General features: G+C 39.9%; 8 protein-coding genes. 4 read left to right on the top strand and 4 right to left on the bottom strand.

Features of this window, described 5'->3' with window-relative positions; all coding sequences use genetic code 11:
• Nucleotide 1: 1 nt before the first annotated feature.
• Nucleotides 2-457 carry a hypothetical protein gene (locus AB2N10_RS08115; protein ID WP_369434628.1) on the bottom strand — a complete coding sequence of 152 codons (456 nt, stop codon included), beginning with the start codon at nt 455-457 and terminating at the stop codon, nt 2-4.
• 601 nt (nt 458-1,058) lie between these two features.
• Here AB2N10_RS08115 and AB2N10_RS08120 point away from each other — a divergent pair.
• From AB2N10_RS08120 to AB2N10_RS08135, 4 genes are all read left to right on the top strand, one after another.
• Complete coding sequence (locus AB2N10_RS08120; RefSeq protein WP_354624212.1) at nt 1,059-2,480, top strand: hypothetical protein; 1,422 nt, start codon at nt 1,059-1,061, stop codon at nt 2,478-2,480.
• Nucleotides 2,481-2,485: 5 nt separating this feature from the next.
• A complete protein-coding gene (locus AB2N10_RS08125; protein WP_369434629.1) occupies nt 2,486-4,888 on the top strand; it encodes a CHAT domain-containing protein in 2,403 nt (800 codons plus the stop codon).
• Between the two features lie 151 nt (nt 4,889-5,039).
• Nucleotides 5,040-6,059 carry a MalM family protein gene (locus AB2N10_RS08130; RefSeq protein WP_369434630.1) on the top strand — a complete coding sequence of 340 codons (1,020 nt, stop codon included), beginning with the start codon at nt 5,040-5,042 and terminating at the stop codon, nt 6,057-6,059.
• A gap of 163 nt (nt 6,060-6,222) precedes the next feature.
• Nucleotides 6,223-7,308, top strand: a complete 1,086-nt coding sequence (locus AB2N10_RS08135; protein ID WP_354624209.1) for a family 16 glycosylhydrolase — start codon at nt 6,223-6,225, stop codon at nt 7,306-7,308.
• A 206-nt stretch (nt 7,309-7,514) separates the two neighbouring features.
• Here AB2N10_RS08135 and AB2N10_RS08140 read toward each other — a convergent pair whose 3' ends face one another.
• The 3 genes from AB2N10_RS08140 to AB2N10_RS08150 form a co-directional block, all read right to left on the bottom strand.
• Nucleotides 7,515-9,083, bottom strand: coding sequence for a hypothetical protein (locus tag AB2N10_RS08140; RefSeq protein ID WP_369434631.1), 1,569 nt, complete (start codon nt 9,081-9,083; stop codon nt 7,515-7,517).
• A gap of 601 nt (nt 9,084-9,684) precedes the next feature.
• Nucleotides 9,685-11,556 (bottom strand): hypothetical protein, encoded by a 1,872-nt coding sequence (locus tag AB2N10_RS08145; protein WP_369434632.1) that lies wholly within the window; start codon nt 11,554-11,556, stop codon nt 9,685-9,687.
• 401 nt (nt 11,557-11,957) lie between these two features.
• Nucleotides 11,958-14,798, bottom strand: a complete 2,841-nt coding sequence (locus AB2N10_RS08150) for a carboxypeptidase-like regulatory domain-containing protein (RefSeq protein ID WP_369434633.1) — start codon at nt 14,796-14,798, stop codon at nt 11,958-11,960.
• Nucleotides 14,799-15,150: the final 352 nt, after the last annotated feature.

Here is a 15,150-nt window from a genome sequence, read left to right on the forward strand (position 1 = left end):
CTCACCCCTGTTCAGTGCGAAATACCATATTCATTAGTGCATCATCATCAATCACATCAAACTGCCAACTAAAACTAAAATCCTCAAAAGCAAAACTATCGCCAGGGCTAAGCAGATCTGAATCTTGCCAAACACCAAAATCAAGAGTAGTCGTTGAAGCGTTTATATCTATGCCAGAGTAATGACTATAATTTTCATTACTGTGGTATGGGCCGCCATAATGTTTTATATATTTTTTGGTGAATTCTTGGAAATGGTTAAATTTATTATTCGCATCCAACGCATAAAAGAGGTCTCCTTGCGAAGTAAGAGAACGTCTATCACCATCATGAAACTCAGTTCCAATGATTGATTCATAATAAGCTGAATTTGTTTTTAAAATAGCCCCTGCAACACTTTGCCAAGAGACTATACAGAGTATCAAGAATATAATGCTATGTTTATTAACTGTTTTCATAGTAACGCCCTATATTTATAATGTTTGGAGCTGCAAAGCACCATAAGTTGCCGATAATGAACTCAAAGCGAACTAAAATGCACAAATCAAGCCAAAAATAACAACACTTAAAAATCAAATAATTAACAAACAAAAGAAAACAAAAAACACTTAACATGCAAATAAATGGCAACTTTTTCGACACTACAAATGTTATATATTGAAGCCTCTGGAGGGTGAATTTAAACTGTTTTTTTAGAAATGCTATCATTTAAGAACGAAACATACAGATAAGCTAAAAACAGGCAAATGAACCGATGATTCGCCCCTAGATTTGAATTGTACATATTCTACTACGTCATCATTACGTATTATTCTTCAATAAGGTCATTATCCAATTTATTCTGATTGTCATTAGCGCACAAAAAAGATCTATTTCATTAAAAACAGAAGCAGTTTAGATTTGTCGAGTGATTTACAACAATTTATCAAGTACTTTTTTGTGCTAAATTCCCACCTTACTATTACAAAATGCGCCCCCCAACGCTTTTAAGAGTGTGCTTTTGGTAATAAAAATGGATGATTATTTTCAAATAACGCAAAGTGCACGGAGCCCTTAAAAATGAAATTATTAATGAAAAATCCATTCATTATTCTATTTTCGATGCTAATCGTCAGCCAGCTCAACGCCTCCGTTCTGAGTGGTGAAGGCTACGGTAAAACACAAAAAGAAGCGCAAGATGATGCGCTGTCGTCACTCGCTGCGACTATATTTGTGCGAATAGAAAGTAATTTCGAGAGTCATTTTGAACAAAAAGCAAACAGTGAAGAAGCCTATTCCATATCCTCTTACAAACGTGCCAGTACGGACCTACCAATCATAGGTGCAGAGTTCGTTTGCCATGAGAAAGAAGGATATTATTGTCAAGCCACACTTAATAGCAAACGAGCATTGCCACTTTATCATCAAAAACTCGATCCACTAATGAGAGAAATCTCTGTTGTTGAAGCCGCTCTGAGAGATAATAATGAGCATAAATATCAGCGCTTAAAATCCTTATTACAGCTTATAGAACAGTCAGATAAATACCGAACACTGATCACATTCTTATCCGGCACCCCTCCTGCCGAGCAACAGTTATCATTCACTTTACAACAACTCAACGAACAACTGCTCGCTCTAGAGAGCGAAGCGCCAACTCTTGAACTAGCTGCGGAAGTACTAGCACGCGGTATTCCAAATTTACCGGTTTATATACGTCCCGCAACGCTCAGCAACTCAAGGGAAGTCACGCCTTTCGCTGACGCACTGCAAATGCAGCTAAAAAAGACATTGCCCAATATTACCGATAACTATGAACAAGCAACATTCAGCTACTCAGGCAGCTATCTAATCAATAAAAAAGGTATTCAAGTAGCTTATTCTCTCGTTGATCGTGATGGTAATACAGTAAGCACCTCAGTGGTGGCACTATTACCGAAATCCTACCAAAACTATAGAATTGAGCCACTAGCACTAGACTTTGATCGCCTTTTACATCAGGGGTATGCACTCGACAACGACTTTAAGGTTCAAATAGCAACTAACAAAGGCAGTCGGCAATTACTGTTCCATCAAGGAGAAACGGTTAAATTGGTGGTCAAATTGAATCGTCCTGGTTATTTCTATATTGTTGGTCATTCCAAAAATAATCAGCAGGAATTATCTTATCTGGTGGAAGCTGGTTACGGCGAAGGGTCACGTAAGTTTGTCTATTTTGTCAACGGTGATGAGGTCAATAAATGGCTATCTCTAGGTGAATTTGAAATCATTCCACCATTTGGCATTGAAAGCTTACAAGTTATTGCAGCAGAAAAAGATCTTATCAACGAACTTCCCAACTATCGCTATGATGACGAAACGGGGTATTTTATGCTCACCAACAATATCATTCAGGGATTAAGCAAGACCCGCGGATTAAAAAAAATTAAAAAGAACAAATCAGTGCAAGCGAAGAACAGTGAAGCCGTATTACTGTTTACCACTCAGCAAAACATGGAGTAGCGTTAATGAAAAAACTTTTAGTGCTACTCACTATGACACTTATTCTGTCAGGATGCGCCTATAAGCCGCAGGAACAAATCATCTATTTTGCGACAAATGATCAGCATAGAACTGCGATTAACATTTTCGAAAAAGATATCGGTGAATTTGAATATTGGTCTGCATATCAACCATCGCTAGGATTTGGCCCTCTTGGGCAAACGGGTATGGCTTCTCTATGTGAGTCCTATCTAGTCATTCGTGATTTTATGAAAGCTCAGCAATGCCTAGAATACTGGAAAAATGATAAAGCTTTGTATGAAGGAAAAATAGTTAATGAAGATAGAAAATTAGCCCATTACAACAGTATTAATAGCGCTATTTTTCTGGAATTGGGGAACGCACCAGAAGCTTACCGCAGTTACAAGCTTGCCAGAAAGCATAATAAGCTGTTCACTAAAGAGAGTTGTAAAACACAAGTTGGCATATTGCAAATGGCCCGTACATACGCTAACGGTGCAATAGCTGCGCTTAATCTGGGCTACCGGGATGAAGCGGCTGAAATTGTCGATGAGATAGACTGTATAGAATGGTTCGACTCGGCTTTTCATGAAATGCCTGAAGATGTAAAAATAAAAAATGTCAGCAAGGCACGCGTCTATCTCGCCCTTGGGAATTACAGCAAAGCACAGGAAGCTATGGTGTTTTCACAGACACTTGGAGATACCTTCTTTCGAACTATGGATGCGCTAACTACTTTGGGGATATCTGAATTATTAGGGGAAGGAAAAGAGCTTGCCAATCCGTACAGTTTTGATGAAACCTATATGCTAGGTAAAATTGCACAAGGTTCAGGTCAACTTAATGAAGCAGAAAAAATTTACACCAGCCTATTATTCGATGGACTTGACCAAAGTACACACGCTAGTGAAGTCATTAATCGTCCGGGAATTTACTATCAAATTCTTTATGATATGGGAAGGATCGCCGCACAGCAGGGGCGAGCGAACGATGCCCTAAATTTTTACCAACAGGCTATCGAAGTAATCGAAGAGCAGCGTACCACTATCAATACCGAAGCCTCTAAAATCGGCTTTATTGGTAATAAAGAAGCCGTTTATCAAGATCTAGTTACTCTGCTAATAGAACAGGGAAAACTCGAACAAGCTTTTGTCTATGCGGAGCGCAGCAAAGCACGCGCATTAATTGACACGTTAGCAAGTAAACAAGAATTTGCCCCTAAAACCTTTGATGATCAACCATCTCTATTACTGGCTCAGCTAAATAGTATTGATTCAAATCTAATGACTGCTGATTATAGTGAAACAAGCAGACGTAGTCGCAGCACAGATCGCGGCCTGCTGCGTAAAACTCAACGACAGCTGCAAACGATAAAACCAGAACTAGCCTCACTGGTAACCGTTGCTTCCCCCGAGCTGAAAAAAATACAGCAACGTCTCGCCACCGATGAAACCTTGCTTGAATTTTACGGCAGTGACAAACAGCTGTTTGCCTTTATACTGTCACACAATGGCATTCAAATAGCCTCTCTCAATAGCGAAGGCTTAGCGGATACTATCACCGCTTTTCGCCACGACCTGCAAAAAAGTGACAGTAATGGCTACCAACATAATGCATCTCTACTCTATCAACGTTTATTTAAACCTCTAAAAAATGAGCTGCACACTAAAAAATTGATTATCGTTCCTCACGGCCCCTTACACTATCTCCCCTTTAATGCCCTGTATACCGACCGTGACTTTCTGATAGATCATTACGATATCAGTATTTTGCCGAGCGCTTCGGTAATGGCTTTCCTAAATAAGCGAGTGACAGCCCCTCTACCACTGCTGGTTCTCGGTAATCCTGAACTGGGTGATGTGAAACTGGCACTGCCAGGCGCAGAGCAAGAAGCTAAGTCGATAGCCTCACAACAAACGGATACAACTCTATTGCTTCGTTCCGCAGCCACTGAAACGCAAATAAAACAAAATGGTGCAAAGTTTAAAACCATCCATTTTGCTTCACACGGTATATTCGATCCTGATGCTCCACTATCCTCTGGACTGCTGCTTGCGGCAGATAACAGCAACGATGGCATACTTACGGTTCGTGAACTTTACGACCTAAATCTTAATGCCGAGCTAGTAACACTTTCAGCCTGTGAAACAGGGTTAGGAAAAATAGCGAATGGTGATGATGTAGTCGGCTTTACTCGTGGTTTTCTCTATGCGGGTACCAACAGTATTATCTCCAGCCTATGGAAAGTTGATGATCACGCCACCAGTCAACTAATGCAAAATTTCTATAGTAATTTAACAGAAACGCCCGATAAACGTTTGGCACTTAAACAAGCACAGCTGGCAATTAAAGCTGATTATAACCGTCATCCCTATTACTGGGCAGCATTTCAACTTACAGGGCGTTAAAGAATAAAATCGATTGCCGTCGATTTAATATTGCGAGGGCAATCAATTTTACAAAAAGTTTCCAAGACCGCTCAAAGTAAGCGCTTGCTTAAATAATACAAGGCGCTTATCCTGTAAAGGTATTAATATTAGCTTTAACCAAGGAATTAAAATGAAAATAATATTAGCTATCGGTTTAATAATATTTGCCACAGGGTGCAGCAGTAATAACAGTATGCTTATCGATTACGGCGACAAGGATACACATAAATTACAAAAGATAGATCCCGCGCTTGGTTATCAAGCACTCGAGCAAGCTTCCGTATGCTGTACCACATTAAGCGAACTGAATTACTTGCCAATTTCTCAACCTGATGCATTTGACTTCGTTATTACAGAAAAAAGTGATGTATTTAATTTCACTACAGGTAAATCTTTCGTTCAAGGTGTCACTCTTCCGCTAGCGGATGGGTCAATAAAAGTAGCGGTATCGGCCCCCATAGTATCAAGTGTTTTTGTTCCAACAATCTTATTATTAGATGACCAATATGAACCTCTAAGACTATATGGAGAAGAAACTATTACCTACCAAAGTGGTTCTTTACTAAACATTGATAGATTCTTCGCCAATATTGAAGTTCCAGCTGTATTTGATAATGATCGACATGCAAAATATTTAATTATACTAACGACACAAAAAGCAATGCAGGGCACAACGACGCTCACTCTACCGGAACCATCATCGGCAGAAATAGGCCGAGAAGCCCTGATCATCAAAGAATATAACAACAAACCTCTTCCCCATACCGCAACCGGTGTTGTTAGACTTGCCTTTGATTACAAGCCCAACGGCGAAAATTCAGCGAAAAATATAATGGTAAAAGAGAGCAACACTGACAGTCAAAAAGCACAGGCTATAGTTGCTACAAAAGAGATGAGTAACATCAAACCCAAAGCCACAATTCAGCCAACAAAACAATCAGCGACTAGCGAAGCTGCTACCGCTACAACGCCGCCCATTAATAAATCTATTCAACCAGAAAGTGAAGAAATGTATCTTCTTTTAATTGAAAAATCAGTAAAAAATGAAGACTACAAAAAAGCACTGCATTTTGTTGAAGAGGCAGAGCGAGCAGGCTCAACGAAAGCGCGTGATGCAATGTTTGATGCGATGAAAAAGTACCAAAAATAAACAAAATCATTTAACTGCCCCAACGAAGCAAAGATGTAAATAGGCGTTGGGGTGTTCTTCTTTTTTCGTGATAAAGCTACAATTTACAGAGCAAAAACATTGCCCTTTACATTACCTAATTTAATATACAAGAAAGCGCTTACAAAATATTAAAGGGGTTAACATGCAACTAATTTCCACAACAAGGCAGTATTCATTGTCTCAGCTACACACTTATCGCACTCTATTCGCAGGAGCATCTTTGTTATGTCTGAGCGCGCCAACCATGGCGGGATGGGAGGTACAATGGATAGATACGTTTGATGGAAGCGGTGTAAACTGGGATAACTGGACTGCACAAACAGAAGCAAATTATAATAATGAAGCGCAATGTTATACCGATGATGATAGCTCACCTGAGAAAAATTATGATGTTTCTAATGGCACATTAAAAATTATTGCCCGTAAAAAAAATATAAACTGTCCAGGCTTAAATGGCACATTTAAGACATGGACTTCAGGCCGTTTAAATAGTAAAGGTAAAAATGAATTTCTCTATGGAAGAGTTGAATCACGGATCCGTTACCACAATTTAGAAGGCGGAACTTGGCCTGCTTTTTGGATGTTAGAAAATAGAATTAACCAACAACCAATTCAAAATGACAATGATTTTAGCTATTGGCCACAGCCGGGTGCGGGTGAAATTGATGTATGGGAATGGTTTTCCAATCGCCCAGACAGTTATATCACTAACTTCTTTAATACAGGTGCAGATTGCGGTAGAGAAGAGTTATACTTCTACCCAAATGGTGCACTAGATGTACTAGATTGGCATAACTATGCCATGGAGTGGTCAAAGGATGAAATCTCTTTTTACGTAGATGATACGCTAGTAGCATCACAGGATCTGCGTAACTGCAGTCAATATGAAGAACCGATGTTTGTACTGCTCAATGTTGCAATGGGGGGCATGTTAGGCGGTACTATTGACCCTGATTTACAAAAAGCCACACTAGAAGTGGACTATGTAGCACACTGCACCGCTACAACTAAAAATGAGGTCATTTACTGTAATGAAGATGCTGTAATAACCGACCCTGAAATAACCGACCCTGAGATAACCGACCCTGAGATAACCGACCCTGAGATAACAGAGCCAGGAATAAATGAACCGGTTAATAGCAGTGGTGGTGGCAGCATTGGCGTATTCGCCCTACTCTCTTTAACCATACTTGGTCTATTTAGACGCAGAGAAAAATCTATTCATTAAACCTATCCCCATGTTACTTTGTCAGGCGCGAGAGCGCATACCAGAGTATGAGGTAGCATGAGGTGAATGTTATTCACTTTTTGCATCTTAAAATGCTGGGCTAGTTTTCAAACTAGCCCAGCGTAGGACAAGAAAAAGAGTAGCAATATTGAAGGAAGGTTAACAGTAAGCTCCTATTAACAGCTCATCACAATGACATACAACAGTTACTTTTCATTAATTAAAAGTACCTCTCTATTATCGCCGATGATATAAAGGTTACCATCACCTACAATAGTAAAAAATTTCTTTTCCTCACCGCTACTAATCGGCATTGCTAACGAGTAGCTATTAATACTTAATTCACTTTGTTGTGCAGCGAAAGTTAATTCACCGTAACGACTGCTTCGTCTGTTATCGCTAGTTAATGCATTTACCTCATATAGTACCGTTAATGGCGCTGTAACCTCGCCGCTACGCGTGATAACAATCTTTCCTGCTTGTTTATGAACATTAACCTCAATCAATTCAGGAAGCATACCTTTAGCGACTTTGACGCGAACCGGGTTAATGCCAAGCATGTGAACATTGTCACCATCATTCATAGAAAAAGCAGCGATATAAAAGCTACCATTATTATCCCACGAATCATAACCGGTAATAAAATCTTTTGCAGCGGCCTGCCTATCAAGTTCTTTAATATTGGCTAATTCAAAAGAATCGCCAGTGGCAATATCATACTCATAAATCGCATTACGGCTAGCACCCGTATCGCTGCGACCAAGATAAATTTTACGTTCGTCAGGCGATAACTGAAGTATCCATGTTTTTGCTGTACGGCTATAATCGGGGCGACCTAAAAACTCCCAGCTCGCACTAGCATCGGTGAATCGGTAAATATTACCTTGGTCATCGCTGACATAAAGCCGCTCATGTTTGCGGTCCCATTGCCCTATTTCAATGGCATTTGCTGCTTTAAGTGAAAATTCGGGTAACTCACCAAAACCAACGGCAGGATCATAATACCAAATATGGTCGAAGGTGGTTGACAACTCTTTTTGATGCCATTGGTGTCGTGTGGATCCCCCTGAAATATAGACCCGGCCACGGGAATCAACCCACATATAGCGATTAGAATAGAAATAACCTTGCCATTGTGAAGGCCGCCCTAAAACAGTGGTGACACCATTTTTTATATCATATTTCACCAGGTTGTTTTGCGGAACAGAGATGCCGTAAATAAGGTTATTTTCAGGGTCCTTTTGAATGGTCACAATCTGCAGATGTTTTGCCGCAACACCATTGGGCTCTGTTGCACTTAAATCAATTAACTCATTGGTCAACTTATCATAGCCATACCAATGAAATCCTCGCGTTGCCAAGTAGCTGTCATTCATGCCCGATTTATCAAGCGTTGCTACGTAAATGCGGCCATCGTGTGCGATAGGTCGCGTATGAAATTTTTCTGCAGATTCGCCGACATGCCAGTTATTAGCCTTTTCCGATGCACTTCGTGCATCACCAACCCAGCGCAAGGTAGCGTCACTTTGCTGCAACCGATATAACATGGAATTATTGATATGATCGTGACCCGAAATGTAAATATCCCCCTCAGAGTCTGAGCCAATCGCTAACCAAGATTGATCAGGACGTTCACCCGTTGGCGCATTGACAAGAGACCAAACAGTGACACCGTCAATTTTACCTAATCTAGCCCTGCTATAGGGCACAGTTATAACCTCTGCAAGTGCCGGTTGGTGTACAGGTTTAGTTTCCGATGTGCTAACACAAGCCATTAATAGGCATGACAAGCAAAGTAGAAGGGAAAATCTTATCCCTATATAATGTAAATATTCCTTCATAAAACTCTCATATTGATAATGTTTAGCAGCATTTAAAGATGAAAAAGTATAATGGATAGCAATTAACATCACCTGTGGGGTATTTATCATCATTTGTAATAGTATCAGACCTGAATCAGCCTAGGTTTATACTCATATTCACTATACACCGTATTCAGTGGCGGCATCACATAAGCTTATTTTCTACTTATCAAGCAAGACAACGGAACAGGGAATTAACACAACACCGTATCAACAAATACGACTATGAAAACGACAGCAAAGGTTATTAATAGCCCTAAACAATAGATAGGATGAATCTAGCATATTAGATTTAATTGCTATCGATACATATCTGTTGAAGAAAATAAATAGTGACAGTTATACCTAATTTCCGACATTCCACCATAAAAATGAATCACTGAAATAAAAGTATTTTCGTAAAGTAAAAACGACTCTGAATATCTATGATAATTCAAAGTCGTTTAATTAATCGCTAAAATATCGATTATTTAAATAACATCTAACAACATTTATTGTAGATATTATGATTGAATCACTCCAACCAAGAGATATTTCTTACTTCAATCGAACTTTTAGTAACGGGACTACCTTGCTGATCAAAAACGATGAATGTTTGCTTAACTTTACTAAGTTGAGAAGCATTATAACTCGTTAAATCTGCTAAGTTAACCGTGTATTTAACAAACTCTTCGGTTAGCATCTTGCCAGCAGTATTCATTCGAACATTAACATTTGTACCCCACTCACCAAAATCTGTTTGGTAACCAACAGAAAATTGATATGTTGGGAATACGCTCTCTGCACTTGCTACACCTCTAATTTCAAAAGTGAGCTTAGTGTAATTACTCATATCTTCAGTCTTGCCAGCAACATCGATAGCAGCTCCCCAACCCCAATCTTTAGCGGTAGCTGGATCCGTAGCAATGGTTAATACCGCGGTATCGTCATTAACACCAGCCCAGGCAGTTTGTTCCCATCCATTAGCTGCAGCACCACTATATAGAGCGTCACCTAACACCACGAACTCGCCTTCAGTAGGTTCACCAGTGACAGGTTTGAGAGGTATTTGTAGGATTGAATCTAAAATAGCTTGTTCATTACCGCCCTCAGTTTTAGTAAAGCCTTCAACACCACAATCTCGTGTTAATCCATCAAATGCACCTGCATCAACGAGATCCCAAAGCACATACTTCACTTCACAGTCAATGTTGATTAAACCAAAGTGTTTTTCTGAATCACCCGGGTTAGTTGCATCCCCTTTCCATGGCTCATCAATGGCTTGAAAGAAGAATAAAGAAGCACCAAACTCATTGGACCATGCACGCATTGCATCGTAATACGCCTTTTCTTTGTATTCATCAGCAGCACCTGAACCAGCTTCCCCGTAGAGATAATTAGCTGTAGATGCCCAACCCGTTTCGCCAAGATGAATAGGCTTATTAATATCTAAGCTTAACATGTAGTCTTGACCCGCTTTAAACTGTTCTAAAGCGAGATCTTTTGCACGAATCATCGCCGCATCAGCTTGTTCTTGTACCGTTAAGTTAGCCTCATCATTAGGCACTTTCCAAAAGTCTGGCGCATAGTGCGTATCGTGAAAAGGATAAGTATGTAATGATATGTAGTCTACCGCAGCCACCAAAGCCGCTAAATCATCACTTTCATAATCACCTACACCAGACCACGAAGCATGGTTATCTGAGCTAGTGATCCAAATTGATGAATCAATATCGCCCGATGCTTTTAACGCTTGTAACGCATTGACATGACCAAGAATGATTGCAGGTGCAACATGATAAGGAGCCCAGTGCACCATAGCCTCATTACCAACCGCAATCACTTTAATGATTTCAGGATATGTTTTAGCAAGTTCCACAGCCTTAGCCATTTCTAATGCATTCGCAGGATTCTCTTCAGTATGTATTACTTCTAGGTCTGTCCATGAATTTAGTGCATCAATCCACACCCCTAACATCACATACATTTCAAAATTGGGATCTTCTGCCATTAATTCATCAATAGCGATCAAGAGGTTTTCTGTATTACTCTTACCATCATCACCAATATAGCCTTGCGTATTGTAAGTACGTAATACTTTAATACCCATTGCAGCTAGGATTTTCATATCCTCTTTTTGTTGCGCAACGGTCGGAACAATTGCGCCAGATTCACGAGTATCAGTTCTCCAAGCACCATATGAGATAGCAGGATAGTTTGGATTACCAAGAATTTGCTCACCTGAATTAGATAAAGGTGCTGCATCATCAGATACTTTCGCTTGTGGCTGAAGGCCTGTCTCAGGGACTGGTGCTGGATCCGTTTCCGATACAGGGTCATCTGCACAGGCAATTATAAATAACGACATAAGCGCTATTAGACCCATTTTAAAACTTATATTCTTCATTGTATTTTCCTTTGTTTCATAGTGATTTCCATCGTTGTTATAACCACAGCTAATGTGTAATAACGAGTTACTTAAATTGCATGTCCAACTTGCTACCTATCCTTTTTAAATAAACAAAATAAGAAAGCGCTTTCAATTTACAAGTAAGCGCTTCCGTGGATATTTATTATTAGATAATATTTCTACAAAGGGACTTTGACAACCAAAATCCCACCTCTTATCACAATAGTGATGCTTAGCTCTCATTTTTGTTTACAGCATGCTCTACAAATAAAATTTACAGGAATAAAAAACGGCCTTACTCCAGAATAATAGGGAGCAAGGCCGTTTAGTAAATCACGATACATGAATAAATTTACAACACTAATAAATCATTCACCATCTCAGGCAGACTCATTTATCTAATAGAAGTAAATGTTGTCTAAGTAGACCGTATCTTTTGTTGAACCATGAATAGCTAAACCTAATTGTGATAAGGTAGACGCATCAAATGTTCCTGCAAAATCTGCAAATACTAAGTCAATAGTTACCCACTGCCCCGTTGTAACTGAATTCAGAGTAGTAACACCACTACCGCCTCCTGATACAACCTGAAATTCAGTTTTTGTGACACCAGCAGTGGCATAAAAATCAAAACGCATCCCCGTTTTATCGGAAGCATCGACTACTCCACCAACAATCCCGTACTGGATCCCAGTAACACCACCCGCAACACCATCAGGAAGTACTTGGAAACTCGCAGTATTATTCCCTGAGATTTTAACTTCAGAGAAGCGAGGCGCATTCCACCAGTTATCAGACCAGTATGAGATTCCTTTATCTACCGATAAACTATCGCTATATAATGTTAATGCCGCTGCATTGTCTATGGTAGGGTTCGGAGCTGCAACAGCGGGAGCAGGATAGCGAGGCTCCATCGAGATATCCAACACACCACCACCAACATTAGATTTTACAGTTTTAGCTATTGCCATACCTTCCACATCCACAAATATCTTATGATCACCTTCTGGAATATTTAATGTTGCTATGCCATTTGCATTCGTAGTCGCTTTCGTACTTGCCTCAGCTAAGCTACCAACAGATACAACTGCATTTGGAATGACTGCGCTATTACTATCTTTCACTGTTACCGCCAAATCTGAAAATACAGATTGACCTGAGAAATAGATATTATCAACGTAGATTGCTTTACCTGCCTCACCCCATAATTGCAAGCCAATAAATTTAAGCGTACTAGCATCTAAATCACCAGCAGCTCCCGTCATCTCAGAAAATAGCGTTTCATGAGAGATCCACTGCCCAGTGATAGGATTATCCAGTTCATAAAATGTATTGCCCGCATCTGAAGATAATTGAACCGAGATTTTACTAACGCCCGGTTCAACATACATATCAAAATTAAATGTATTGTGCGCAGAGGCATCAACTACACCATATTCAATACCAAACTCTAACCCGACTACACCACCGGTAGTACCTAAGTCCGTTATCTCATATTTTGCGTATTTATCACCATCAACATTCCCTTCTGAATAAATAGGTGCATTCCACCAATTTGAATTCCATACTGACACAAATTTGTCTTGTTTTAACGAATCACTATACAAGACCAATGCCTCTGAATCACTTAGTTGCGGTGGAATAGGTGCGGCAGTATCTGGACCAACAACTACAATCTCCTGCGTGACAAATTCTACATCAGCAAGTAAAACAGAACCTGGCTCAGCACCATTGAATGTCAAACCAAACCAAGTCATGTCGGTATAACCTGGCAATGCAGCTTCCATTTCAACCCAACCATCGGCTAATGGTTTACCTTTACTGATTAGATAACCTATTTTCGATTCTACATCAGCGCTATTCTGAACGATGACTTCAATGGCATCCAAAGTTGTTGCTTTAACTTTGAATTTAACATGGGTATAGGCTGAAATATCAACTGCATTAGCAGCCTCATTACCCCAAAGGATAATCGCCATATTGCCCCAATTTGTGCCACTATTTAGCTTCAGAACTTTACTGTAAGTTGGATCTTGAACTGCATCGCTGATCGTGGTACCTGAATTTGATGTATCACCCCAGTATTGCATATAAACAGAATCAGCATGGTCTGAATGGAAGATATACAGTGGACCATCAATAATTACAGGTGGCGGCGCATCTTTTGTAACAAAGGTAATATCCGTCAGCAAAGCCGATCCTGGCTGAATACCATTAATATTTAAGGCGAACCAATTCATATCAACATAACCAGGTAAAGTTGCTTCCATTTCAACCCAGCCACCAGCTAGTGACTTGCCACTACTAATAGCATAACTTTTCTTAGACTCTTCACCTCGTGAATTTTGTACTACAACTTCAACAGACGTCAAATTAGTCGCTTTAACCTTAAACTTAACATGTGTGTAAGCGGATGTATCAATCACGTTTTGTGCTTCATTACCCCACGCAATGACAGCGTTATTGCCGCCCCAGCCATTACCACTAGTAATGTTTAAAACTTTCTCATAACTATTGTCTTGCACTTGATCATTAATGATGGAATTAGAATCCCAAGTATCCCCCCAATATTGCATATAAACATTTTGTTCATTAGTGGAATGAAATAAATAGAGATCACCTTCAGGTATTTGAATACCAGGGCCACTACCATCTAAGTCACCAACAAAAGCGACATTAGCAACCTGATAAACAGCACCATTACCACTTCCCCATGCAGGAAATACCATGACTTTACTGATAGCAGAAAGATCAATATCATTCGCTAAATCTGACAGCAAAATACTGACTTCACGCCATTCTCCCACCGTTGGAGACCCACCAGGCAGATCAAGTTCGATAGCTGTGCCATCATCACTTTCAATTTTCACTTTCCAGGCAACAGCACTAACAGATCTAGTAAGCGCTTTCACACCAGGTAAAGCATCATTAACTAGCTTAAAATCAAAAGTTAATGATCCCGTATCCGCAACAGCACTAACATCAACAGGTGTCGCACTTTGAAAACCAGCTACAGAGGGTTCTGAACCGATGGTAAACTGGGTTACTTGCCCTTTAACAGGATCCGTTGGTGTGGTTGTATCAACACCGCCAAATGTTTCAAAAGTACCATCAATATCAACCACCACAACAGGGCCTTCAACTGGAGGGGGCGTCACAGGTGGCGGGGTCACTGGCGGTGGCGTTACAACAGGAATATCTGAAGAATCAGAAGCAGGATCATCCGCACAGCCTGGCAAGTGCTAATATTAAAGCACTTGCTAAAGCAGCATTAGCTAATTTAAAACCATTTATTTTTTTCATATTTACTTACCTAAGGTTGTATCTTATTAAAAATATTTACCGTTGAAACGTATTTACGTGTTCATGAAATGAGCAATAATGTACATTATCTGAGCCAACGGCTACAGCGCATGTAATTATACAATTATACAATTATACGTAATTTGATAACGGGATCAGTATCACCAAAGAAAGCGCTTCCACGAGAGATTATTCACACTTTTTTTTTGTTTTTATCAACAGAGTTGATTGGACAATCGCGAGATTGTAAATGATCGTCGAGAAGTGATACTCATAGTTATCACCCAG

Origin of the sequence: Psychromonas sp. MME1, from assembly GCF_041080865.1 — a bacterium.
Taxonomy (GTDB): Bacteria; Pseudomonadota; Gammaproteobacteria; order Enterobacterales; family Psychromonadaceae; genus Psychromonas.

Coding starts and splice junctions, on each gene's coding strand:
- AB2N10_RS08115 (WP_369434628.1), bottom strand. CDS start 457: ATGAAAACAGTTAATAAACATAGCATTATATTCTTGATACTCTGTATA.
- AB2N10_RS08120 (WP_354624212.1), top strand. CDS start 1,059: ATGAAATTATTAATGAAAAATCCATTCATTATTCTATTTTCGATGCTA.
- AB2N10_RS08125 (WP_369434629.1), top strand. CDS start 2,486: ATGAAAAAACTTTTAGTGCTACTCACTATGACACTTATTCTGTCAGGA.
- AB2N10_RS08130 (WP_369434630.1), top strand. CDS start 5,040: ATGAAAATAATATTAGCTATCGGTTTAATAATATTTGCCACAGGGTGC.
- AB2N10_RS08135 (WP_354624209.1), top strand. CDS start 6,223: ATGCAACTAATTTCCACAACAAGGCAGTATTCATTGTCTCAGCTACAC.
- AB2N10_RS08140 (WP_369434631.1), bottom strand. CDS start 9,083: ATGGCTTGTGTTAGCACATCGGAAACTAAACCTGTACACCAACCGGCA.
- AB2N10_RS08145 (WP_369434632.1), bottom strand. CDS start 11,556: ATGAAGAATATAAGTTTTAAAATGGGTCTAATAGCGCTTATGTCGTTA.